Genomic DNA, 22,197 nt, shown 5'->3' with positions numbered 1-22,197 from the left:
GGGGGAGCAGGATGAATTCTGGGCATACACATTTCGATCAATCGAGGATTTGGCAAGTCATCGGGTATAAGAATGCAGGAAAAACGACGCTGATTACAAGATTGGTACGGGAGCTGCGAGAAAGAGGCTATACGACGGCTGTCATTAAGCATGATGGACATGACCACTTTGATATGGATCATCCGAATACAGACAGTGGAAAGTATAGTCAAGCTGGTGCTGAAGCCGTTGCTGTCATTTCGAATTCCAGACATGCTGTCATTGAGAAGCGGAGCACATCTCTTGAAGAGATCATCGAACGATTCTCTGCCTATGATTACATTCTGGTGGAGGGCTTCAAGAGAGCTCCCTATCCTAAACTCCTGATGGTGAAAGAACAAGAGGACCTCGCTCTACTTCAGCTAGAGCGGATAAGAGCAGTTATCGCTGTCGATTCAAAAAGGCTGGATAAAGAACAGCTGCCTGACTCGGCAGCCTGTTATGATCGTGATCATGTCACGAAAATTGCAAATTTTATGATTCAGTGCGGCGTTCAATAGCTTCGGACATCGTTTTATCAGTTAGATGGGCATAAACCTCTGTCGTTTCTGTAGAGGCATGCCCCAGCTGTTCCTTGGTCTTGTAGATATCATTCTGTAAATAGTAGTCGGTTGCAAAGGAATGCCGAAGCTTATGAACAGTAAGATAGGGCTTCCCAAAGCGTTTGGCATATTTGATAATCATGGCTTGAATAGCACGTTTTGTCATGCGTTTCCCTTCCTTTTGACCATTGGGGACCGTGACGAAGAGTGCCTTTTCTTTCTTGGGTGTATGATAGCGTAATGTCCGCAGCTGCATATAGGTTAGAAGATCGTCTTTTGCCTGCTCTCTGAAATAGACTGGATTCTTGAATGTTTCATCATTGTTACCCTTGCGATATACATAGAGCACCTTGTTATTGAGATCAAGATCATCGACGTTTAGATTGACGACTTCGGATACCCGCAGTCCTGAATTGAGAATGAGACTGGCGATACACGCATCTCTTTCCTTATTTTGTTCATGGGAATACAGGGCTTGCTTATTCTTCTCGACATCCTTTGCATAGCCCTCTAATATGTATCCGATAAATTCAAGGAGCTCATCTTCCTCCAGTATTTTACCTTTGAGCTTGGCCGCTGTATCCTTGGGCTTATGAACCCGCTTGATCTCGATTTTGGCCATAATATTACGCTTTAAGAGTGGATAAAACTCCTCATCCTCGGCAATCTGGCTGAGATAGTGAAAGAGTGAGCGAAGAGAGGACAGCTTGCGGGATATCGTGATACGGGAATTTGCGCCTTCTCTCTTCGTCGTTAAGTAGATCCGATAGCCTGTAATGCTGTCCATTCGGAGTACTTCCAGATCCTTCAAGGTGACATCTGAATTCTTCTCTGCCGTGGAGAGTCCCTCTGCACGAAGCCATGTAAAAAACGTATCATAATCCCTGACATACTCCAGCAGGGTGGAGGGTGACAGGTCCGGCAGTTTGTAGTCAATGAATTGCTGAACGAACCAGGGCATGGTTACGACACGTTCATCAAGCTTTTTACGGTCGGTTTCTTTTTGTATATTCATAGCAATGTAACCCCCGGTTTTTTTGGATTTGTATATGGATTGACCTTATTTTACCACATTGATTTTTCAAAGGAAAAACAAGCCTGCTTAGAAGAAGGATGAGGACTAGAAAGTACGCTTGAAGGTCCGAATTGAAAGTTTTATATTTTATATAAAGGTGTTAGTGTTTAATAGACGGAGAGTATACAAAAAAAAAGAACGAGCGCGAGGTGATATGAATTGGAACTAAGCCTCACCATTATATCCAGGGAAGAGAGCCAGATTATAAGGCATTTGATGCAATTTTATTTATATGATTTTACCAAGTATTTAGATATTGATGTGAACAGCGACGGGGTATTCCCCGAATATCCGAACTTGAATGAGTATTTTATCCATTCGGATAAGTTCCCCTTTCTCATTCGAAGTGGACAAGCGCCAGCCGGATTTGCCTTAGTTGAACGATTGTCTGAACGGCGAGAAGGCGATTACTATATGACGGAGTTTTTTGTTATGCAAAAATATCGTCGCAGCGGTGTTGGCACCTGGGCAGCCCAGGAACTGTTTCGTCGTTTCTCAGGCGAATGGAAGGTGTCGCAGGTCCGTACGAATGTCGTTGCGCAAGCATTCTGGAGAAAGGTGATTGGTTCTTATACGGACGGGCAGTTCCGTGAGAGGTTCCATCCGGAGTCAGGTAATCCAAGCCAGCATTTCGTCACCTGAGCTTCAGTTACGATCGCACGAGGCAATTCCGCATTCCTCCCTATCTAGATTCCCTTACGGGTTTGCGCATTATAAACGATAATTAACCTTAATCAAACAAACCTTTACGATGAGTTGTTGGTTTTCTTTTACAATAGGATGGGAGTAAGCCGCATTTAGAGCACGGGAGGACAAATGAAATAATGAACTCGACAAATACAGTTACGATTACACTGCTCCAGACAAGTGACGTACATGGGCATATCTATCCAACCGATTATCGGGGACCGGGGGATAAGCCCCTCGGCTTTGCCAAGCTGTCAGAACTCATCCGTAAAGAAAGGATGGACGACCCGTCTCTTCTGCTGCTGGACAATGGAGATCTATTGCAGGGAACTCCCTTCATGTATCATTATGCCAAGTACGATAGAAAGGGTGTTCACCCTGCAGCGGCCGTGCTGAATACGCTGAGATTCGATGCAGCAATTATTGGCAATCATGAGTTTAATTACGGGATGGGGCTGTTAAACAGCACGATTAAGGATGCGAACTGCTCCTATCTGTCGGCTAATATCGTTAATCAGACCGATGGTCAGCCAGCGTTTGGACAGCCTTATCGTATATTTGAGATGCAGGAGGGTATTCGAGTAGCCGTTCTGGGAGTGACTACCCACTATATTCCGAATTGGGAGGAACCCTCCAACATTCAAGGCTTGGAATTCGAGGATGCGCTTGCTTCTGCGCAGCGCTGGGTAACTCACATTCGGGATACCGAGAACCCGGATGCCATCGTTGTAAGCTATCACGGCGGGTTTGAGCGTGACCCTCACACCGGAGACGCTACCGAGCCTCTAACAGGAGAGAATCAGGGTTATGAAATGTGCATGCGACTTGAAGGCATCGATGTGCTGCTCACGGGTCATCAGCACCGTCTGCTTGCCGGAGAGCTGAACGGAGTAATCTATGTGCAGCCAGGCTCTGCAGGACAGGCTATATCCAAGGTACAGCTGATGTTTAGCCGCAATCCCGAAGGTAGATGGGTAATTAGTGATAGAAATGCGATGCTCCTGTATGCAGTGGATGCAGCGGCAGATCCTGAGATCCTTGAGATCTTTGCAGAAGGTGAGCGAAGAACTCAGGCATGGCTGGATCAGCCGATCGGCAGAGTCGAGGGGGACATGACGATTGTAGACCCTATGGCTGCCAGACAGATGGATCATGCCTTTACGGAGTTCGTCAACCAGGTACAAATGGAGGCAACAGGGGCGCAAATTTCCTGTGCTGCGATATTTACCAATGAAGCGAGAGGGTTCACTGAGCACATTACGATGAGAGATGTCGTCTCCAATTATATTTATCCGAACACACTCAAAGTGCTTCTACTGTCCGGCAGCGATATCCGGGCTGCACTGGAGCAGAATGCCTGTTATTTTCGACTAAATGAGAATGGAGAGGGGCTTAGAACTTCCGAGAGTTATCTTCAGCCGAAGCCGCAGCATTTTAATTATGACATGTGGGAAGGTATTGAATATGAATTAGATATTTCAAGACCTGAGGGAAGTAGGGTCACCAAGCTACTGTTCAGAGGCACCCCTATAGCAGATGACACTGAGTATGAGGTTGTCATGAATAGCTATCGGGCAGGAGGTGGAGGTAACTTCTCCATGCTGGTAAACAAGCCGGTAATACGGGAGATCCCGACAGATATGACAGAAATTCTGGCAAACTATATTATGAAGCGGGAAATCATACATGCTTCCTGCAATAACAACTGGAGGGTTATTTACTAAGCAATCTTCACTCTCCAATTGGGAACATAGATAAATCTCCGAACGTATTCGGAGGTTTTTGCTTGTGTTGTTTATATTTAGTGTGATTCATCGACAAACCGAGAGCAGAAGATTAGCCATTAACGAGCTTGGAACGAAGTCTGTTGGACATCCATTCGATGAGCAGGATAAATATGACTAAGCCGATCAGGATGGAGCCGACTTGGTTCCAGCGGTAGCTGTTCATCGCGAAGATGAGAGGAGCACCAATTCCTCCTGCGCCAACAAGCCCTAAGATCGAGGCTTCACGCATATTCATGTCGAACCGGTAAATCGTCACCGACAGGAACAGTGAAAATAGCTGCGGGATTATACCGTAGCGGATTTTTTCAAAAGTGTTACAGCCTAGAGAGGTCATCGACTCCAGTACCTGCTTGTCCAGTTCTTCGATGGAGTCAACATACAATTTGGACAGCATGCCGATAGAGGTTAATCCGATGGTCAGCACCCCTGCAAACGGTCCGGGTCCAGTTACACCAATGAACATGAGTCCATATACGAGTGCGGGAATCGTGCGGATCATAATAAGCAGCAGTCTTGTAAGCCAAGCGATAGGCTTTGGCACTATATTGGATGCTGCCAAGAAAGAGAGCGGAACAGACAGCACTGCCCCGACGAGTGTTCCCAGTATGGCGATGGCTGTCGTTTGAAGCAGCAGATAAAGAACCCCTTGCTCCGTTAGACTGAACAGCAGTTCAAGATCGGGAGTAACAATCCCTGTCAAAATATTCATTGCTATCGAGATTCCTTTTTGATTCACATCCTCGAAGCTTACGGTGTCTAGGGACCAGATGAATAGAATGAGCACAATAATGGTAACCGTCAAAATATATCGATGATTCCGAGGGGAAGCACTCAATTGCTTCTCAATGGTTGTCATAGCATGGATCTCCTCATGTTAACTTTTTTCTGAAATGTTCACTGATCGATTCGATGATATAAACCGTGATGACCAGTGCAAAAACAATCATGCCTACATTCGAATAATCACGCCAGCCGAGATTCTCCTTAATCAGTAGACCGATACCTCCCGCCCCTACATAACCAAGAATGGCTGCATAGCGAACGTTGCCCTCGAAGCAGAACAAGGAGGTAGATAGATAACGGGAGAGCACCTGTGGAAATATAGCATAGCGAAAAGCTTCGACCCGGTTCATGCCAATCGACTCCATGGCTTCAAACGGACCCATTTCGACGTTCTCAATTTGCTCGTACAACAATTTTCCGACATAGGAAAGCGTGAATAAAATAATTGCGACTAGACCCGCCATAGGACCAAGTCCAAAGATAAAGGTTGCGATCAAGGCGGTTACCAGTGTCGGAAGTGTTCTTAACAAGCTCATAATGATCTTGAATATAGAGGTAATCACCTTGTTCCGCATCACGTTGGAAGAAGCGAGCAGGGCGAATGGCAGGGCGAGTATCGCTCCAATCATCGATCCTAACAGCGACATTTGAAGTGTCGCGAGAAGTGCTTCCAACAGCTTGGGGAAGTAGCTCCAATTCGGAGGAACCATTTGGCCTAATATTTTGAAGAAATTTTCGATTCTTGAAAAGAGCAATTGAAGATCAAAGCCGGTTAACTGAACAGATGCTGCAGTCAGAATCGCAAGAATAACGAGAACAAGCGGAAGCCGTGTTCTTTTTTGCATAACGACTTTACCGTTATTCAGCACCATCTTCTTCGGAGGAAACAATTTATCATACATGGGTAAGTGCCACCTCCTCCGGGAGGGGAACATCGCTTAGCTTACTGCCGTAAATTTCATCCAGGGTGTCCTTCGTAACTTCAGACGGAGGACCGTCAAAGACAATCTCTCCTGCTCGAACTCCGATAATGCGCTCGGCATATTCTAGTGCAACTTCCACATGGTGGATGTTCATAATGACCGAAATATTCAAGGTTTCATTGATATTCTTAAAGTCATCCATCACAATTCGGGAGGTAACCGGGTCAAGGGAAGCGATTGGCTCGTCCGCCAGGATGATATCAGGATTCTGGGCGAGTGTCCGTGCGAGCGCAACCCGCTGCTGCTGTCCGCCGGAGAGCTGGTCTACCCGAACATAAGCCTTATCCAGTATGCCTACTTTATCTAAAGCCTCTAGTGCTTTTATTTTCTGATCTTTTGTAAATGTTCCTGTCAGCTTGCGCCACATCGGCAGATGCGGGACAAAGGCGACAAGGACATTGCTCATGACACTGATTCGGTTGACTAAGTTGAAGGATTGAAAAATCATGCCAATTCTTTTGCGAAAGTTCCGTACCTGCCTGCCTCTTAGCTTGGATACATCAACTTGATCTACGAACAACTGCCCGTCCGTAATATCATGCATGCGATTAATACATCGAATGAGGGTAGACTTACCTGCTCCGGACAGACCGATAACCGCAACGAATTCACCTTGCTCGATCTTGAGATTAATATTCTGTAGTGCGATTGTGCCGTTCTGGTAGGTCTTTTGTACATTGATAAACTCGATCATGGGTCAAGCTCCATTCCTATAGTTTTTGCTGCCGAGATGAAAAAAGGAGAACATCATTAGAAGCCTGATGCTCTCACTTTTTTAAAAGCATATCATTTTAAGTTTGATTCATTTTATCTTATTGGTTTTTCATGTTGCGAATAAGCTCTTGCGCTTCTCTTTCTCCGTCATAATCAGAGGATTGTGCTTCTTGGTAGCCCTCGTGGCTGTAAACAGCAATGACGTTCTTGCCTTCTTCTGTTTTGGCGATTTCGATAAATGCTTCCTGAAGAGCGGCTTTGAGATCATCGGTAATTACTTCACTGTTCTTGCTCACACTGATCGTATCATTATAGATCCCTTGGGTTACACCGATGACATTCGTCTCATCCCAGATTGGGTTCGTGCGGTTGAATTCACTGGTCCATTGCTCCGCGTAATCGCGTCTTGCGTCAGCAAAGGCAACGATCACATCGACCTGCTCTGCAGCCAGACGGCCAAAAGAATTGCCGTAGGAATCGGATGTCACGACATTGGACAGATCTGTGATACTCTTCTCATAGTTGCCTTGCAACCACAGTGTTGGATAAATATAACCTGCAGAAGAAGTCGTTGACATGACTGCCCAGTTGGCGTCATTCAATTCTTCCCATGTCAGTTCTTCGCCGTTATTGACTTTCTCTGCGAGTTCTTGTCCTTTAGCGGAAGGACCTGCGATGACCAGGGAGCGATAATATGTTGCTTGCTCACTTGTTGGTTCAGTTGGTTTGTTATCGTTCCAATCTTTTGGAGCATCAGAGTCATTGGACAATCCTGCACGTGTTGCAGTCAGAATTACATCGGCTCCGTCATCGTACAGCGCGTAAGTTCCACCGGGAATAAAACCGATATCTGTCGTTCCTGCGGACAGTGCTTCACCGACGGCTTCGTAGGTCGTACCAACGTCAATGCTGATTTCTCCCACTTCAAAGCCTTGTGTAGACAGCTGCTCCTTCAAGAGATCTTTGAGCGGGTCAGTAGCAGTAATAATATCTTCCGGGTCTTTGGAAGGAACAAAGCTGATTTTGAGCTGATCAATTTCTTTTGTTGTGCTGGCTGCTTCGCCAGATGTTCCTGTGTTATCAGAAGCCTGTGAAGTCGTAGGCGTTGGTTCCTGTGATGAAGTGCCGGCATTAGAGCCACAGCCTGCAATCAGAGCGGTAACCAGAGTAAAAGTGGTAAGAAGCATGTTTCTTTTTTTCAATTCATAACCCCCGATAAATTTGATTATTCAAGGCAAGGCACGTATCCCTATCTTGAAAGACAAGCTTATTGTACCTTTGGAATGTTAATAATTTATAAACGTGATGTCAGCGGGGTTATAAATTTGGATAGGTTTCCATCGATTTCAACAAAATGAGTCATGTTTCGTGGTGTTTTTCGAGTGAAATGTAAAAACATTGGACTTCTGAGAAGCAAATTTCGTTATTATACCTGTGGTCGAATTTCAAAAAGAATTTACAATTAGTAATGAAATTTGTAGATATACTAGATGGAATGGCAGCGATTTATATTTTTAATGTCATTGGCTGGTTGGTGATAGGATTTATCATAGATTTGCAGAAAAGCAGCCTTTATGATTCGCTGCTTTTTTACTTTCACTTAACATAAAAAATTTTAAATAGTTGAAACCTGATTGACATTCTCTTGCATCTAACATACGAGTTGAAAGGGGGGAAGTTATGGACGTTGCAAAGGAAGTGAAAAAGGCCCAACGAGGTAACCTTAGATCATTTGAACACTTGATAAGTGCTCACAAAGTTACAATGTATCAGGTAGCAAGAACATTACTAGCCAGCGATGCTGATTGTGCAGATGCCATTCAAGAAGCAATTTTAAAGGCTTTTTCCAAACTAAAGAGCTTGAGAGAGCCCAGTTATTTTAAAACATGGCTGCTACGAATCGTTATCAATGAATGTAATCAAATCCACAGGCGAAACAAAAACGTAATTGATTTCAATGAACTAACATTCCCTTCTACCAGTGAGAAAGGATATGAAAGAGTGGAGCTAGAACAATTGCTGGCGACGCTGCCTGAAGAGGAGGGCCGACTACTAAAGCTGTATCACATTGAGGATATTTCGATTAAGGATTTAGCTGATATTTATGAAAAACCGGAAAACACCATAAAAACATGGCTGCGCCGTGCTCGTGAAAATGCCCGGTCACTCTGGGGAGAACAGGAGGAGTTAGAATGGAAAAATGGGAGCAGGAAATCATGAAGCAGGTAAACGGAGCTATGCCTGAAACGATCGAAGATCGTGTAAACCTGACTCTTAAAGGATTAAAGAGAGAGCGTAGTCGATTATTAAAGCAACGTTATGGCATCTTAACAGCGGCAATACTGCTCATCACCATAGGCATGTCCTCTTTATCTCCAAGCTTTGCGGAATCCCTTAAATCTCTTCCATTGCTTAAGTCAGTATTTGAATTAGTCGGCGGAGTGGATGTAAAGAGAGGCAGCGAGCTTCAGCTTACAACGGAGCTTGGTCAGAAAGTTAAAATCAATGACCAAGAAATCACATTCACGGAGAGTCTGTATGATGGTTCTAAAATTAACCTGGGCTGGACTGTACCTTCGAATGATCGTGATCCGTGGGCATTTACAGAAGATATCATGTTTACGATTGATGGTAAGAGGATAGAAGATTATGGTGGGAACATATCCTATGAGAAGCTCGATAATGGTATGTATGCAGGGACAATTAGTATAGATGTCAGGGGAGATGAGCATTCATTGCCAGAGTCCTTCGTGCTCGGACTTATGTCTACAGATGAAACTATTACATACGCCAATATCCCCATCGTTCAAGAAGGTGAATATCAAACCTATACAATCGGACAAACCAAAACGTGGGATGATAATGAAGTGTTTCAAGTTGATTATGATGCTGTTACTTTATACCCAACCACCACTGAAATCTCTTTCAGTCTACCGAAGTCAACAACATTATTTTGGGATTTCCATGTGTATGACGATCAAGGACGCGTTTTACAACCAATAAGTTCAGGTGGAGGCGGATACAAGGATAAAAACCATTTTAAAGCTTATTTTGAGCCTTTCGAGATGATTCCTAATAAGATATTCATCAAACCTTACATGTTAAATCCTAGTTCAAAAATTAGGGGTGAGTGGAAAGGGAAGCCAATAACCATTGATCAAGGGAAGGCAGGATCTCTGACGATTCTGGATCAGACCAAGGAACACAACAAGCTGACACTGACTTATGAAGCTGAAGGGTATCGCATATTCGAACAACTTGATCGGATTTGGCTCGAAGATAGTAAAGGGGTTCAATATCATGAGAACGATACAGCGACTCGTATTGATGGCACGAATAAGTATCAGCTTACTTTCTCCAATGTGAGTGACATAGATCCCATCTATATTAGCACTTACAAATTCAATACGAACTACCTAGAGGGTCTCGAGGTTAGCGTTGATTTAAAGCAATAGTTTGAAGAGCTAGTTAATAAATGATCTGGCATATATTTGATATCCGGCATAGCTGAGGATGAAGCTTAGTATGCGAGAGAAAATATGGACCCGGCTCATCTATTGTTTCGCTTTTTTATGAGGTGGTAATACGAACATGATAGATACTTTATGAAATTGACTTTTACCCAAGGAGGCTATAATTATGGAACAGCGCTCTTATGGAAACACAGGAATGAAAGTCAGCGTGCTTGGATTCGGCGGGTCGGAAATCGGGTCCGGCATATCGAAGCCAGAGGTGGATCGGCTGCTTGGAAGTGCGATCGAAGCCGGATTGAATGTGATCGACACTGCGGAATGTTATGGAAATAGTGAGGAATTAATTGGACAGGTGCTTGGTCCCAAAAGAGAGGATGTGTATCTGTTCACCAAATGTGGACATGCTTCCGGATATAATCAACCAGATTGGGATCCGGTCATGCTGTCCAATTCGATAGACCGCAGCTTGAGAAGACTGAACACGGAATATGTGGATATGATTCATTTGCACAGCTGTTCGGAAGAAGTGCTTCGGGAAGGCTCTGTCATTGAGGTATTGAACCGGGCCAAGGAAGCAGGTAAAACAAGATTTATTGGCTACAGTGGAGATAGTAAGGATGCATTATACGCTGTTCAAACCGGTGTGTTCGATAGTCTTGAAACATCTGTGAATATAGCGGACCAAGAGGCCATTGACCTGACCATTCCTGAAGCGCGGAAGCGGGGAATGGGTGTGACGGCGAAGCGTCCGCTAGCCAACGTGGCCTGGACTTATGATACGCTTGAAGAAACGGCTTATCCATTTGTGTATTGGAATCGGTTACGGGACTTGAACTACGGATTCCTAGGTGAGAGCAATGAGGAGGTTATTGCCAAGGCGCTTGGTTTCACTTTATCCGTGCCGGGTGTAGATACGGCGATTGTAGGTACCAAGAAGCCAAATCGTTGGCAGGAGAACGCGGACCTGTTAAGAGAACGGTTACTTGCCAAGGAAGATTATGAGGTGATCCGTGACCGCTGGAGAGAAATCGCATCAGATGACTGGACAGGAAGAACATAATGATGTATTTGATCAGAACCTTAGGATGAACATATATCCTAAGGTTTTTTTATGGCAATTAACTTGAATAAGATTATTGCAATATATGAAAAATTCATAATAGTAAAGCATGCAGGTATCTATTTTCTTTCGTCCGTCCTGCCAATTGAGTGAGTGTTTACATGTATTGACAGATAGCGATTAAGCTGAAATGATATGTACTAACTTACTTATTAGCAGAGACAGATGGAGGCATTATGAACAGTCATTTAAAACAGATTCACCCGCTCGCCTGGACCATTATTGTTGGAACGATGTTCGGAAGAATGGCCACATCGATGAGCATTCCTTTTCTGTCGATCTATCTCATTAAATCGATGGGAGCAAGTCCAGCGGAGGCAGGTATGGTTGTCGCTGTCAGCTCGCTGATCGGCGTATTTGCCAGTTTTTATGGGGGATACATATCGGATCGAATTGGACGTAAAAAAGTATTGTTATTCTCGATTTTTAGCTGGGCACTTGTATTTATCGGCTTTGCCATGGCCAATCAGATCTGGATGTTTTTTGTTATGAACGCATTAAATGGGCTGTGTCGAGCTGTATTCGAGCCAACCTCGCGAGCGATGCTGTCGGATATTACAGATCCGAAGAACAGGCTGTTAATCTTTAATTTGAGGTATGCGGCAATCAATGTCGGTGTCGTGATCGGTCCTTTGCTCGGTTTGCAGTTTGGAACGTCGCAGAGCGGGGCCCCATTCATAGCCGCGGGATTTGTATACATATTATATGGGCTGGTTCTTATATTCCAGTTCGGAAGAAGAAGTGATATTAACCTTGGTCGTGCTACCACTGCACAGTCCGTATCTCTAAAGGGAGCTTTTGCAGTGACTAGCCGTGATCGTACCTTTATGTATGTGTTAGTAGGTTCTATATTCTGTGTGCTAGGATATGGACACTTTAGCTCAACACTCCCGCAATATCTTGAACTCAGTCCGAGCTTTGGGAATGGAGCCGAAATGTTCACTTATATGCTGTCCATGAATGCAGTGGTGGTTCTGATCGTGCAGTATCCGCTGGTAAGATGGTTCAGGAACTTTCCTCCTGCGGTTTCTTTAATTGTCGGAAATGCCTTTGTGGCCAGCAGTTTACTTGTATTCGGCTTGTTTGAATCTAGATGGACGATGATGCTTGGCGTCATTATTTTTACTATTGGAGAAGTGTTGATGTTTACCCTGATGGATCTATTGGTAGACAGAATCGCTAAACCTGAGCTGCGAGGCACCTATTTCGGCATGATCGGCTTCAACAATATGGGAAATGTACTCGCCCCGGTCATTGGAGGGTGGTTATTGACCTCGTTATCTGCAGAACAACCTCTGATGATATTTTTACCTTTGGCTTTAATGACGGCATGTGGCATTCCATTCTTGTTACTCGCTCATTGGAAAATGCGTGATCTGAATATCGATCAGCCGGCCGACAAACAGACGCCTGCTGCTAGCTGATAGGAAGGATGTTCATGTTCATTTATATTTTCAACCCAAATAACGACAGCAGGGCAACCGCCCTGCTGTCGTTATTTTATGTTTCACTACTTGCCTCGGAGCACCGTATGACCCGCCAAAAGCTGATGTAAGTCTATTAGTTCTATAGATTCCGGAGCATTCCCGGATCGGCTGCAAACGGCGAGCGAATAGTCGGGATCGATATCGTAACTTCTAAACGACCAGTTTTCTTCCACCACCTCGTGTAAGCTGGAGAATGTAATTTCTCCCGGACTGGCTATGCGAAATTCGAAAGAATCAAGGGGGATTGAAAGTCCGGCACCATTCGCTTTCACATAGCTTTCTTTAAGCGTCCACAGTTTATAGAATAGCTGCTTCTGCTCTGATGCTGCCTGGTTTCGCAGCAGCTCCCCCTCGTTCCGAGTGAAGAATCGATCTGCCAGGGACAAATCCACGTCATTTATCTCCTCAATGTCAATGCCGACAGGGCGTTGATCAAAAGCAGCTACCACCCAGGAACCTGAGTGAGAGATATTGTAGTGATACATTGGATAATGAACGAATTCGGGTTTGCCGAAGCGATTCGTTTGCCTGTCCATCTTATTGCGGGGCAGCTTCCAATGTTCGACTGCGTAGCTCTGAATCAGCAGCTCTCCGCATAGAGATCTTAATTGGTCAGCATAACGTCTGAACCTGCGGATCTTCATTTGCTGATCGAACGGCAGAGCTTCTATACATTGATTCACATCAATGGGCTGCTCAATGGCGGTATGCAATCTGACCCCAAGAATGTCCATTGGTGTTTAATGCTCACCTCCGGATGTGAATGGAGTAATCCACAAATCTGTATTCTCAAGCAGGTGCGCCAGCTGGAGCATCTCATGCTCTCTTCCTTTAGCAGACATGAATTGCACGCCCATGGGCAGCCCGGACTTACTAAGATGAAGAGGGAGACTCATCGCAGGTGTACCTGTCAAATTCGCAAGCTGTGTAAACGGCGTATACTTTAAGCTAGGCTCGAACATGTCATAGATGAGCTCTTGCTGTTTGTCTTTAGATAACTCACTAACCCTAAGCAGCTGCTGAATCTTCTCTGGCCCAGGCGTCAGTTCACCAATCTGCGGAGCCGGATAAGCATTTGTAGGTGTAATATAGAAGTCATATCGATCAAAAATGGCGGCCATTTGTGCTGCAGCAACGTCCCACTCTGCAAGACTATGTACAAATTCAGCTGCTGATAATTTTCTTCCTGCCTCGAGGAGCACCCAGCCTTCGATTTCAATGTCTTCAGCAGTAATGGCTCTTCCAAGCCCGCGCTCCATCTTCAGTACCATGGCGGCCATCTCACCGCTGTTCATCATGTAATAATTCTCCATGAGATGAACGCCGTTTACCGGACTTTGTTTTTCTTCAACGATATGTCCTTCGGATTCCAAGTATTTGACGACCTTGAGCACTGCCTCCTTGGCATCCTCACTGACAGGCGTGCCTACTGGAGAATCCATCGTATAGGCAATTCGGTATTTCCGTTCAATCGTTAAGTACATGTCTTCCAAGTATCTTCCCGGGTAAAGCGGTACCTGGAAGGCAGCTTCGTTCTGAAGCACCTGCAGTACATCGAGGAGTGCCGCACTGTCCCGCACCGTTCTTGATAAGGCAAAATCAATGGAAGCACCCTGCCACTGCCGACCAACTCCCGGTCCGACGGGAGTCCGTCCACGTGTTGGCTTTAATCCGAACAGCCCGCTGAAGGAAGCGGGGATACGAATCGAACCGCCGCCATCACTTGCTCCGGCGACAGGTATCATACCGGAGGCAACGGCTGAAGCCGATCCTCCACTGGAGCCGCCGGGAGAGTGGTCTGTATTCCAAGGGTTTCTTGAAGGGCCGTGTAGTCTAGGCTCGGTAATATTCTTGAGACCAAATTCCGGGGTGTTCGTGTGTCCAATCGGAATAAACCCGGCTCTCCGAAGCTTGGCTACGTAATGAGAATCGTAGAGTGGCTTGTGTTCAGCAAATAATTTGGAACCGGATGTAAGAGGCTCGCCGGCGATCGCTTGTGAAATGTCTTTTAACAAGATGGGAACACCTGCAAAAGGCTGGGCCATTGTATTTACCTCGCGCGCTTCTTGCAGTGCAGCTTCGTAGCGAGTACGGACCACGGCATTAAGCTTAGGATTCAACTGATTGATTTTTTCAATGGCAGCAGATACAAGCTCTACTGGAGAGATTTGTTTATCTCTGATCAGCTGTGCGAGTCCTACTGCGTCATAAGATGTATAAGGAAAAGAAGTCATAGGCTTATTGATCATCCTTTCTAATCGTTCTCTCTATCATAACGCATAATTCCGTCTGGTAGGAGGGAAAGTGAAAACCTGCAAATATAAAAAAATCGCCGTCCAAATGGACAGCGACACATTAATATGACTCTAATTATATAGTCAAGCTTTAACCTCTTTCCAACTCGTTATATCCTCATCGGTGAAACTTCCACCTAAAATTGATTCCATCGTTTCTCATGTCGTGTGTGAGACCAGCTGCTCGCTACTCTGTTGCTGCTGACGCGCGAATATAAACAAAGATGTCCAAATAAGCACGAAACCAATGAGCTGAGCAGGAGTGACCAACTGTCCAAAAGCGATCCAGTTCACGAGCACACCCATCATCGGGAAGCTGAGCTCGGCAAGGGTAGCCATCGATGCTTTGGTAGAAGACAATCCTTTATAGTACAATAGCAGACTCAGCAGCCCGGGCAGCAAAGCTTGTGCCAGCAAGTTAACTCCGATACTCGTCAGTGCAGCTCCTGCCTGGGGAAGATTCATCGCTGCTCCTTCTAACCAGGTCATGACGAGGAGCAACGGCAGCGCGAGTACATATCGAAGAGAGGTCACCGTCTTGTACTGCGCCTGGCCAAGAAGCAAGCGTCCCATCACCGTAGATCCACCCCATAATGCTGCAGCGAGTAGAGATAGAAGGCTTCCTACCTTAATCCATTCATTATTCGATCCAAAAGGGACTGTAAATCCGAAGGTAAGCAAATACGTTCCCAGGATTGCGATGGTAAAGAAGAAGCCGAATCGTTTGGGCAGCGTCTCCTTAAGAATCAGCTTTGCGAGCAGTATGGCAAAGATCGGCTGCATTTTTTGCAGCAGCACAACCGCATTTAGATCACCGCTCGACAAGGCCATCGTAAAAATAATGGTAGCTAGTGCAGAACCGCCCCAGGATATGACAAGCAGTGCGAATAAATGCTTCAAACGCAGACTTTTTAATTCAGATCGGTTTATCCATAGAATCGGTACAGCAACGAGACAGACAAGGAGGTGCTCAATCAGCACCACTTGCGTCGAGGTCATGTAGTCCAATAGATGAATACGGAACAGGGGTCCAATACCCCATAGTGCTGCTCCGAGTGCGACGAGCCAGAAGCCGGTTGAGCCCGCCGCAGGTGATGCTTTTTTGTTCGTGTGTTCCATAATCCAAACTCCTTCGTAAGTGAGAATTTGAATATGGTATCTTCAGATTGTCAAAAAAACCCCAGTGATTGTGCACATATAACCATGCACTTTCAACAGGGGTGATCAAATAAACATGCGTCTCATTATAACAACAGCATGTAATCAGTGATCTTCTCTCATCCGGACTATAACCGTCGGCCTTGGAATTACACCAAGTCAGTCGCGTGCTCAAGGAATGCTGAGCACGCGAGTCGCGGGCTTCGTTCTTCATTTGCATGAACGTCACCGCCGATTGGGATTTTCACCCTACCCCGAAGATCCAATATTCATTTGTTAAGATAGTATAAAATAGTAAGCAGATAATTAGTTGTAACCTACTCAGACATAATAATATAGTAAGCGCTATCGTAGCAATACTTTTTTTCGCAGGTAATACCAACCAACTTTTTTCTTGTTTCTGGGTAAAATTCTAGCTAGGGCAATCTGTTAGCAAGGCATGAGCCAAATGATTCTAATTCGATGATTAAAGTTGACAACCCATACTAACTTTAACATAATAATTGTTTGTGCTTAATTGCACTAAAGCGTTGCAACATTCATCTAGGAGTGAGTTTATGGATTTATTTCGTAAGAAGCATTTTGACCTGAACAAGGGAACAGGCCTCAAGAAGACGCTTGGGGCGCTGGATCTCATATCGCTTGGGGTCGGTGCAATTATTGGTACCGGTATTTTTGTAATTACCGGACAAGCAGCTGCAGAACATGCTGGACCCGCACTAATGATATCCTTCGTTATTGCGGCCATCGTCTGTATTCTGGCAGCGTTGTGTTATTCTGAACTGGCTTCCACGGTTACAGTATCCGGAAGTGCCTATGCTTACAGCTATGCTGCATTCGGTGAAGTGATCGGATGGTTAATGGGCTGGACACTGGTATTAGAGTATGGTGTTGCTGCCGCATCGGTGGCAAGCGGTTGGTCTGCGTATGTACAAGGGCTGCTGGAAGGCTTCGGTATACATCTTCCTACCGCTATATCTGGTGCTTTTAATTTGTCGCAGGGACAAATCATAGATTTGCCGGCCGTTCTCATCATATTGGCTATTTGTTTATTGCTCACCCAGGGAGCGAGAGAAACGGCAAGATTTAATGCAATGATGGTTTTCGTCAAAATTGCAGTCATCATCATTTTCATTCTGGTCGGTGCATTTTATGTTAAGCCCGACAATTGGACTCCATACATGCCATTTGGTTTTACAGGGGTGATGAGCGGAGCGGCAGTTGTGTTTTTTGCCTATATTGGATTCGATGCGGTGGCCACAGCAGCAGAAGAAGTCAAAAACCCGCAGCGTAATCTCCCCATTGGCATCATTGGATCTCTTATTGTATGTATGATTATGTATTCACTTGTCGCCGTTGTCCTGACGGGGATGGTACCTTTTACGAATCTTGGGGTTGCAGATCCTGTAGCTTTTGCACTCCGCTTTGTAGGACAAGACTTTGTGGCAGGGCTTATTTCGATTGGAGCGATCGTCGGAATTACAACGGTGCTGCTCGTTCTTTTGTTTAGTCAGACCAGGCTCTTGTTCGCGATTTCCCGGGATGGACTGCTGCCCAAGTTCTTATCCAAAGTAGATGAGAAAAGACACACCCCTGTCCGCAGTACATGGATGGTTGGTATCATTATTGCACTGCTGTGTGGATTGCTGCCGCTGGAGCAGCTTGCCAGCTTGACAATTATTGGAACACTGTTCGCTTTTGCCGTCGTATCATTAGGTGTTATTGGTCTGCGCAAGTCCAGGCCAGATCTTAAACGAGGATTTTCTGTGCCATGGGTGCCGTTTCTTCCTTTGCTGAGTGCAGCATTCTGTGTGCTGCTGATGCTTCAGCTGGACGGCTCAACTTGGGGTGGATTTGCCGTGTGGATTCTCATCGGTCTATGTATTTATTTCTTCTATGGATACCGTCACAGTGAGCTTGGAGACAAGCAAACCAGGAAGTAGTAACTTGAATAGGAAAATAAACATTCGCCCTTCTGGTTAATATCAGAAGGGCGAATGTTGTTACAGAATAAACAGGAACAGGTAACAGTTTTGACTCTCCTTCAAAACAAAGTATGCTATAATGTCTAACTTAGAGGACAGCCCTTAACAAGGCACAAAGAGGTGGAATAGCATGCGAGAAACGACAAAGCGGGCTCTAGCATGTATACTCATGCTCACTCTGGCGCTTACGGCTTGTACATCTTCGGAACCCGAGGAGGCTCAGCCTGTAGTTGTAAAGGAAGAGCAGCTGGAGGATGGCCAGACGATTACGCTTATTGAACCGAGCAATTATGAAGTAGCTGAAGTGAACAAGTATCAAATTCAGACACGATTAACGGACTTTCAATTAATCCATGGTTATGGCGGTCTAGCTTGGGGAGTAACGAGAAGCGAACTGCGTTTATACTATACCCGTGACAATGGGGAGACATGGACTAACATTTCTCCATCATCTAATGTAAAATTTGCGACAAATCCGGTTTATGGAGAAGACATATTTTTCCTTGACGGCATGAATGGCTGGATTGTGCGTTCCGGGACTGACGGAACCGACAATGTGGTACTACGCACGAGTGACGGCGGTGAGAGCTGGATGATATCTTCGCTCGAGGAAACTCAGAAGGTAACCGCGCTTCATTTTGCCTCGGCCAAAGAAGGGTTCTTAATGACAAGTGACAATGCGGGTACCGGCAAAGAGGAGAAAAAAATATTCTCGACGCTGGATGGCGGGATGAATTGGTCTGAAGTGATGACTAGCTCACCGCTTCAACAAACGGATCACGCAATACCTCATCGCGGATATGCCGAGGGTATGCAGTTCATGAGTGGTGATCGTGGTGTCGTATCCGTACTTGAGCTTGGTGCTCCAAAGATCTATTTAACCAAGAATGCAGGGAAGGCCTGGTCTATTAACGAGTCCTATTTCAACAGGTCATCAGCTTTGTACGAATCCTGTTCTTCTTATTCTCTAGGCGAAATAGAGAGTTTGAATACAGATCATCAGCAGATGTATCTTCCACTAGGCTGTGCGGAAGGCAGCGGTGTACAGTACAGCGGTTTGTTTACGACAGATGGAGGCTCCGTTTGGGAGCATATCCAGTTTAACCTGCCTTCACAGAGCGGTGTGAACAAGGATTTGTATCCTACTTTTCTCAGTGAGTCTGAAGGCTGGGCACTGCAGGGGTCTTATGTTTATCATACGATAAATCAAGGTGAGGATTGGGACGTATTGCCTGTAAGTGAAGTTTTATCAGAGAAGCTTGTAGATTATCCAGAGGTTGTCAAGCTGCAGTTCGTAAGCCCTAAAGTGGGATGGGTGCTGCTTGAGAATGCAAGTGAGAAAAAATCGATATTAATGCAGACAATGGATGGCGGGACAAGCTGGAATGTCCTTTAAAATTAATCCCATGAAGTATTTCTTCCCCTAACTGACAAGTTGACCGCCCTACAGCATATACATAAACAAGTAGTCGGTTATTTACAGACAATAATCAGAGGACGGGAGGAGACGGCATGGGATTTGAATCTTTCTGGATGTTTGATTTTTTCGGAACGGTATTCCCGGCAGTATTTGTCGTGATTCTCGGTATTATCGCATTGACCCTGGGAAAAGAGCTCCTTGCATGGGGACGGAACAATAAGCAGCCGGTATTGACTGTCCCTTCACGGATTACAGGAAGAAGGATTCAGGTATCGCAGCAGAGTCAAAACGAGGGGCAGAGTACTCGAACGAACTACTTTATTACGTTTGAAGTGGACAGCGGCGATCGGATTGAGTTCAAGGTCGGTGGAGATGAATATGGTCTATGCTCTGAAGGCGATGAGGGCCAGCTTACTTTTCAAGGAACTAGATATCTTGGATTTAAGCGCTATAACAGGGTATATACCGAACGTGTTCGAGGGTAGAATTTGATTAACCATCCGTCCATTCAATGGGCGGTTTTTGTTTTCGGTTTCTAGTTGAGTTAAACCGTTTCAAACAAGACATAGTCGATTAATTATTTTTGTTGGGGGAATCAATTTCATAATACCTTTAGCTGCTTAAATCATGTGTATATATAGTTTCAAATTCACCATTTTAATGATTTATGAAATTGATTCGGATTTATGCAATGTAATAACCTCAATTGTGTAGTATAAAGACATTAGAGTAAAATTGCTCAATCTATAGTCGTAAGGAGAGGTATCATGAAATTCAAAGACTATGTTGTCATCGTCACAGGCGCAGCGCAAGGTATTGGTAAAGGTATAGCCGAAGCGTACGCTGAGCAAGGAGCTAAGGTTGTCCTTACCGATCACAACGAGGAAAAAGGAGCTGCTACAGCCGCTGCCATTCGTCAAAAGGGTGAAACTGCCATATTTATCGCCTGTGATGTTAGGTCTGAAGAAGCAATTGTACATTTAATGAATACTGTCGTGGAGGATTACGGGAGAATCGATGTCCTCATTAATAATGCGGGTTATGGTATTTGGAAGTCTCCGCTTGAATTGTCTCTGAATGAATGGGATGACGTCATGAATACCAATGTCCGCAGCTGTTTCTTAACAACAAGAGAAGCGGCAAAATATATGGGAGATAATGAACACGGCGGAGCTGTAGTTAATATGGCCTCAACGAGGGCAACGATGTCCGAGCCGAACTCTGAAGCCTATGCTGCTTCCAAAGGAGCAATTGTTGCACTTACTCATGCGATGGCTGTTTCTCTTGCAGATAAACGGATTCGGGTCAATAGTATCAGTCCAGGATGGATTGAAACAGGGGACTATAGTGAACTTAGAGAAATAGATCATGTGCAGCATCCATCGGGAAGAGTCGGCAAGCCAGAGGATATTGCAAGAGCTTGTTTGTATTTAACGGCACCAGACAATGATTTTGTAACGGGGGAGAACCTGGTCATTGATGGCGGCATGACAAGAAAAATGATATATGAGCCCTAAACCTGGGACTGTAATTGAATAATCAGGCATAAGACCGAATACAGAAGAATGAGTCCAAGTTGAGCACCTGGGCTCATTCTTTTACTATTGTCCACTGCTATAATAACGTTGGTTCAAAAAAGAGAGGAGAATTGGAGGGAGGATATGAAACGCAATCATTCCCGCGGTTTGTTATGGTTTGTCTTATTCATAAGTGTTATATTAATGACCGCTTTTGAATCGACAAATCCATCCACGCGGGCAACGGCAACATGGTTATGGCAGGCAGAGACCATCGCAGATGGCGGCCAAGAAGTACTTGAATATGCCGACAATCAAAATATTGATCATATTTACTTAAGAATTGATATGAATCAGCCAGAGGAAATGTACCAGACTTTCGTACGAAACGCCCAGGAGCAAGGAATCAAGGTTGATGCACTCGCCGGCCATCCTTATTGGGCGACAGAAGGTGGAAGAGAACGGCTGCTTCAATTTGCTAACTGGGTTGTTGATTACAATGCTGTATCTGAGGAATCGGAACGATTTGCAGGTATTCATCTGGATATCGAACCGTATGTTCTGAATGGTTGGGACGAGGATAGCGAGTCAATAATTCAGTCCTATCTATCTAATCTTGAGCTGTTTTTGGACGTTGTTAATCAGGATGCTTCCCTTATCAGGGCCATTGATTTGCCTTTTTGGTATGACCAATATGAAGTACCAGAAACAGATATGCCGCTAATTCAATGGTTCATGAACGAGTTTGATCAAATCACTTTAATGGCTTATCGTGATAAAGCAACAGGTGACGACAGCATTTCTCATGTGATTGAGGAAGAGATGGAATGGTCGGAATCGTATGACGCGAAGATCGTAGTTGCTGTTAACACGAAACCGATGCCAGGAGAAGAGTACACCTCCTTCGCAGGCAAGTCACCAGAAGAAATGGAAGCCGTACTTAACGAGGTGTCTATATCTCTGCAGGAATACCGCAATTTTGCAGGCGTAGCGGTGCATGATTATGTGTACTGGTCCAACCTTAGCGAAAACGGTACAGAACCAGAGCCAACACCGGATCCAGAGCCAACACCGGATCCAGAGCAAACACCGGATCCAGAGCCAACGCCAGAACCTGAGCCAACGCCAGAACC

At 45.1% G+C, this 22,197-nt stretch carries 19 protein-coding genes, 1 pseudogene and 1 riboswitch; of the genes and pseudogenes, 12 read left to right on the top strand and 8 right to left on the bottom strand.

The genetic code is table 11. The features are described 5' to 3' along the window. Positions 1-11 precede the first annotated feature (11 nt). Entirely contained in the window at positions 12-539 is a 528-nt protein-coding gene (gene mobB, locus BM415_RS10320; protein ID WP_091157574.1) for a molybdopterin-guanine dinucleotide biosynthesis protein B, read from the top strand. Here the strand turns inward: mobB and xerS are convergent. Next, on the bottom strand, positions 514-1,596 hold the full coding sequence (gene xerS, locus BM415_RS10315; RefSeq protein WP_091157572.1) for a tyrosine recombinase XerS: 1,083 nt from the start codon (positions 1,594-1,596) through the stop codon (positions 514-516). The two genes, mobB and xerS, sit on opposite strands and share 26 nt — an antisense overlap. 276 nt (positions 1,597-1,872) lie before the next feature. Here xerS and BM415_RS10310 point away from each other — a divergent pair, with 276 nt between their 5' ends. Both BM415_RS10310 and BM415_RS10305 read left to right on the top strand, forming a co-directional pair. Further along, complete coding sequence (locus tag BM415_RS10310) at positions 1,873-2,298, top strand: GNAT family N-acetyltransferase (RefSeq protein ID WP_091157569.1); 426 nt, start codon at positions 1,873-1,875, stop codon at positions 2,296-2,298. Positions 2,299-2,480: 182 nt separating this feature from the next. Next, positions 2,481-4,067 (top strand): bifunctional metallophosphatase/5'-nucleotidase, encoded by a 1,587-nt coding sequence (locus BM415_RS10305; protein WP_091157566.1) that lies wholly within the window; start codon positions 2,481-2,483, stop codon positions 4,065-4,067. A gap of 112 nt (positions 4,068-4,179) precedes the next feature. Here BM415_RS10305 and phnE (BM415_RS10300) read toward each other — a convergent pair whose 3' ends face one another. The 4 genes from phnE (BM415_RS10300) to BM415_RS10285 form a co-directional block, all read right to left on the bottom strand. Then, positions 4,180-4,986 carry a phosphonate ABC transporter, permease protein PhnE gene (gene phnE / locus BM415_RS10300; RefSeq protein ID WP_091157564.1) on the bottom strand — a complete coding sequence of 269 codons (807 nt, stop codon included), beginning with the start codon at positions 4,984-4,986 and terminating at the stop codon, positions 4,180-4,182. A 13-nt stretch (positions 4,987-4,999) separates the two neighbouring features. Beyond that, on the bottom strand, positions 5,000-5,815 hold the full coding sequence (gene phnE, locus BM415_RS10295; protein ID WP_091157560.1) for a phosphonate ABC transporter, permease protein PhnE: 816 nt from the start codon (positions 5,813-5,815) through the stop codon (positions 5,000-5,002). Next, positions 5,808-6,590 (bottom strand): phosphonate ABC transporter ATP-binding protein, encoded by a 783-nt coding sequence (gene phnC, locus BM415_RS10290; RefSeq protein ID WP_091157557.1) that lies wholly within the window; start codon positions 6,588-6,590, stop codon positions 5,808-5,810. The genes phnE (BM415_RS10295) and phnC overlap by 8 nt, the downstream gene beginning before the upstream one ends. A gap of 118 nt (positions 6,591-6,708) precedes the next feature. Continuing rightward, positions 6,709-7,797 (bottom strand): phosphate/phosphite/phosphonate ABC transporter substrate-binding protein, encoded by a 1,089-nt coding sequence (locus BM415_RS10285; RefSeq protein WP_091159183.1) that lies wholly within the window; start codon positions 7,795-7,797, stop codon positions 6,709-6,711. Positions 7,798-8,290: 493 nt separating this feature from the next. Between BM415_RS10285 and BM415_RS10280 the strand changes: the two genes are divergently transcribed. The 4 genes from BM415_RS10280 to BM415_RS10265 all read left to right on the top strand — a co-directional run bounded on the left by BM415_RS10280 (position 8,291) and on the right by BM415_RS10265 (position 12,627). Then, positions 8,291-8,830 (top strand): sigma-70 family RNA polymerase sigma factor, encoded by a 540-nt coding sequence (locus BM415_RS10280; RefSeq protein ID WP_091157553.1) that lies wholly within the window; start codon positions 8,291-8,293, stop codon positions 8,828-8,830. After that, positions 8,803-10,065: a DUF4179 domain-containing protein gene (locus BM415_RS10275; RefSeq protein WP_091157548.1), complete on the top strand. Its 1,263-nt coding sequence runs from the start codon at positions 8,803-8,805 to the stop codon at positions 10,063-10,065. The genes BM415_RS10280 and BM415_RS10275 overlap by 28 nt, the downstream gene beginning before the upstream one ends. 184 nt (positions 10,066-10,249) lie before the next feature. Then, positions 10,250-11,143 carry an aldo/keto reductase gene (locus tag BM415_RS10270; RefSeq protein WP_091157545.1) on the top strand — a complete coding sequence of 298 codons (894 nt, stop codon included), beginning with the start codon at positions 10,250-10,252 and terminating at the stop codon, positions 11,141-11,143. Between the two features lie 236 nt (positions 11,144-11,379). Next, positions 11,380-12,627: an MDR family MFS transporter gene (locus BM415_RS10265; RefSeq protein ID WP_091157542.1), complete on the top strand. Its 1,248-nt coding sequence runs from the start codon at positions 11,380-11,382 to the stop codon at positions 12,625-12,627. 86 nt (positions 12,628-12,713) lie between these two features. On the opposite strand, the gene BM415_RS10260 is transcribed toward BM415_RS10265, so the two are convergent. The 3 genes from BM415_RS10260 to BM415_RS10250 form a co-directional block, all read right to left on the bottom strand. Then, positions 12,714-13,424, bottom strand: coding sequence for a 4'-phosphopantetheinyl transferase family protein (locus tag BM415_RS10260; protein WP_091157539.1), 711 nt, complete (start codon positions 13,422-13,424; stop codon positions 12,714-12,716). Positions 13,425-13,430: 6 nt separating this feature from the next. Next, complete coding sequence (locus BM415_RS10255; protein WP_091157538.1) at positions 13,431-14,924, bottom strand: amidase; 1,494 nt, start codon at positions 14,922-14,924, stop codon at positions 13,431-13,433. Between the two features lie 219 nt (positions 14,925-15,143). Then, positions 15,144-16,103, bottom strand: a complete 960-nt coding sequence (locus tag BM415_RS10250; protein WP_091157535.1) for a DMT family transporter — start codon at positions 16,101-16,103, stop codon at positions 15,144-15,146. Positions 16,104-16,249: 146 nt separating this feature from the next. Further along, positions 16,250-16,408, bottom strand: a riboswitch (FMN riboswitch). 291 nt (positions 16,409-16,699) lie between these two features. Between BM415_RS10250 and BM415_RS10245 the strand changes: the two genes are divergently transcribed. From BM415_RS10245 to BM415_RS25535, 5 genes and pseudogenes are all read left to right on the top strand, one after another. Next, positions 16,700-18,085 (top strand): amino acid permease, encoded by a 1,386-nt coding sequence (locus BM415_RS10245; protein WP_091157533.1) that lies wholly within the window; start codon positions 16,700-16,702, stop codon positions 18,083-18,085. A gap of 172 nt (positions 18,086-18,257) precedes the next feature. After that, complete coding sequence (locus tag BM415_RS10240; protein WP_091157530.1) at positions 18,258-19,523, top strand: YCF48-related protein; 1,266 nt, start codon at positions 18,258-18,260, stop codon at positions 19,521-19,523. A gap of 116 nt (positions 19,524-19,639) precedes the next feature. Beyond that, positions 19,640-20,032: a DUF2500 domain-containing protein gene (locus tag BM415_RS10235; RefSeq protein ID WP_091157528.1), complete on the top strand. Its 393-nt coding sequence runs from the start codon at positions 19,640-19,642 to the stop codon at positions 20,030-20,032. Between the two features lie 282 nt (positions 20,033-20,314). Then, entirely contained in the window at positions 20,315-21,064 is a 750-nt protein-coding gene (locus tag BM415_RS10230; protein ID WP_091157525.1) for an SDR family NAD(P)-dependent oxidoreductase, read from the top strand. Between the two features lie 144 nt (positions 21,065-21,208). Beyond that, positions 21,209-22,197 (top strand): annotated as a pseudogene (locus BM415_RS25535) (hypothetical protein); the annotation flags it as partial.

It is taken from the genome of Paenibacillus sp. 453mf, from assembly GCF_900116105.1.
GTDB classification, from domain to species: domain Bacteria; phylum Bacillota; class Bacilli; order Paenibacillales; family Paenibacillaceae; genus Paenibacillus; species Paenibacillus provencensis.
Note: the sequence above shows the minus strand (reverse complement) of the source record. Positions and strands in the feature narration are given on the sequence as shown.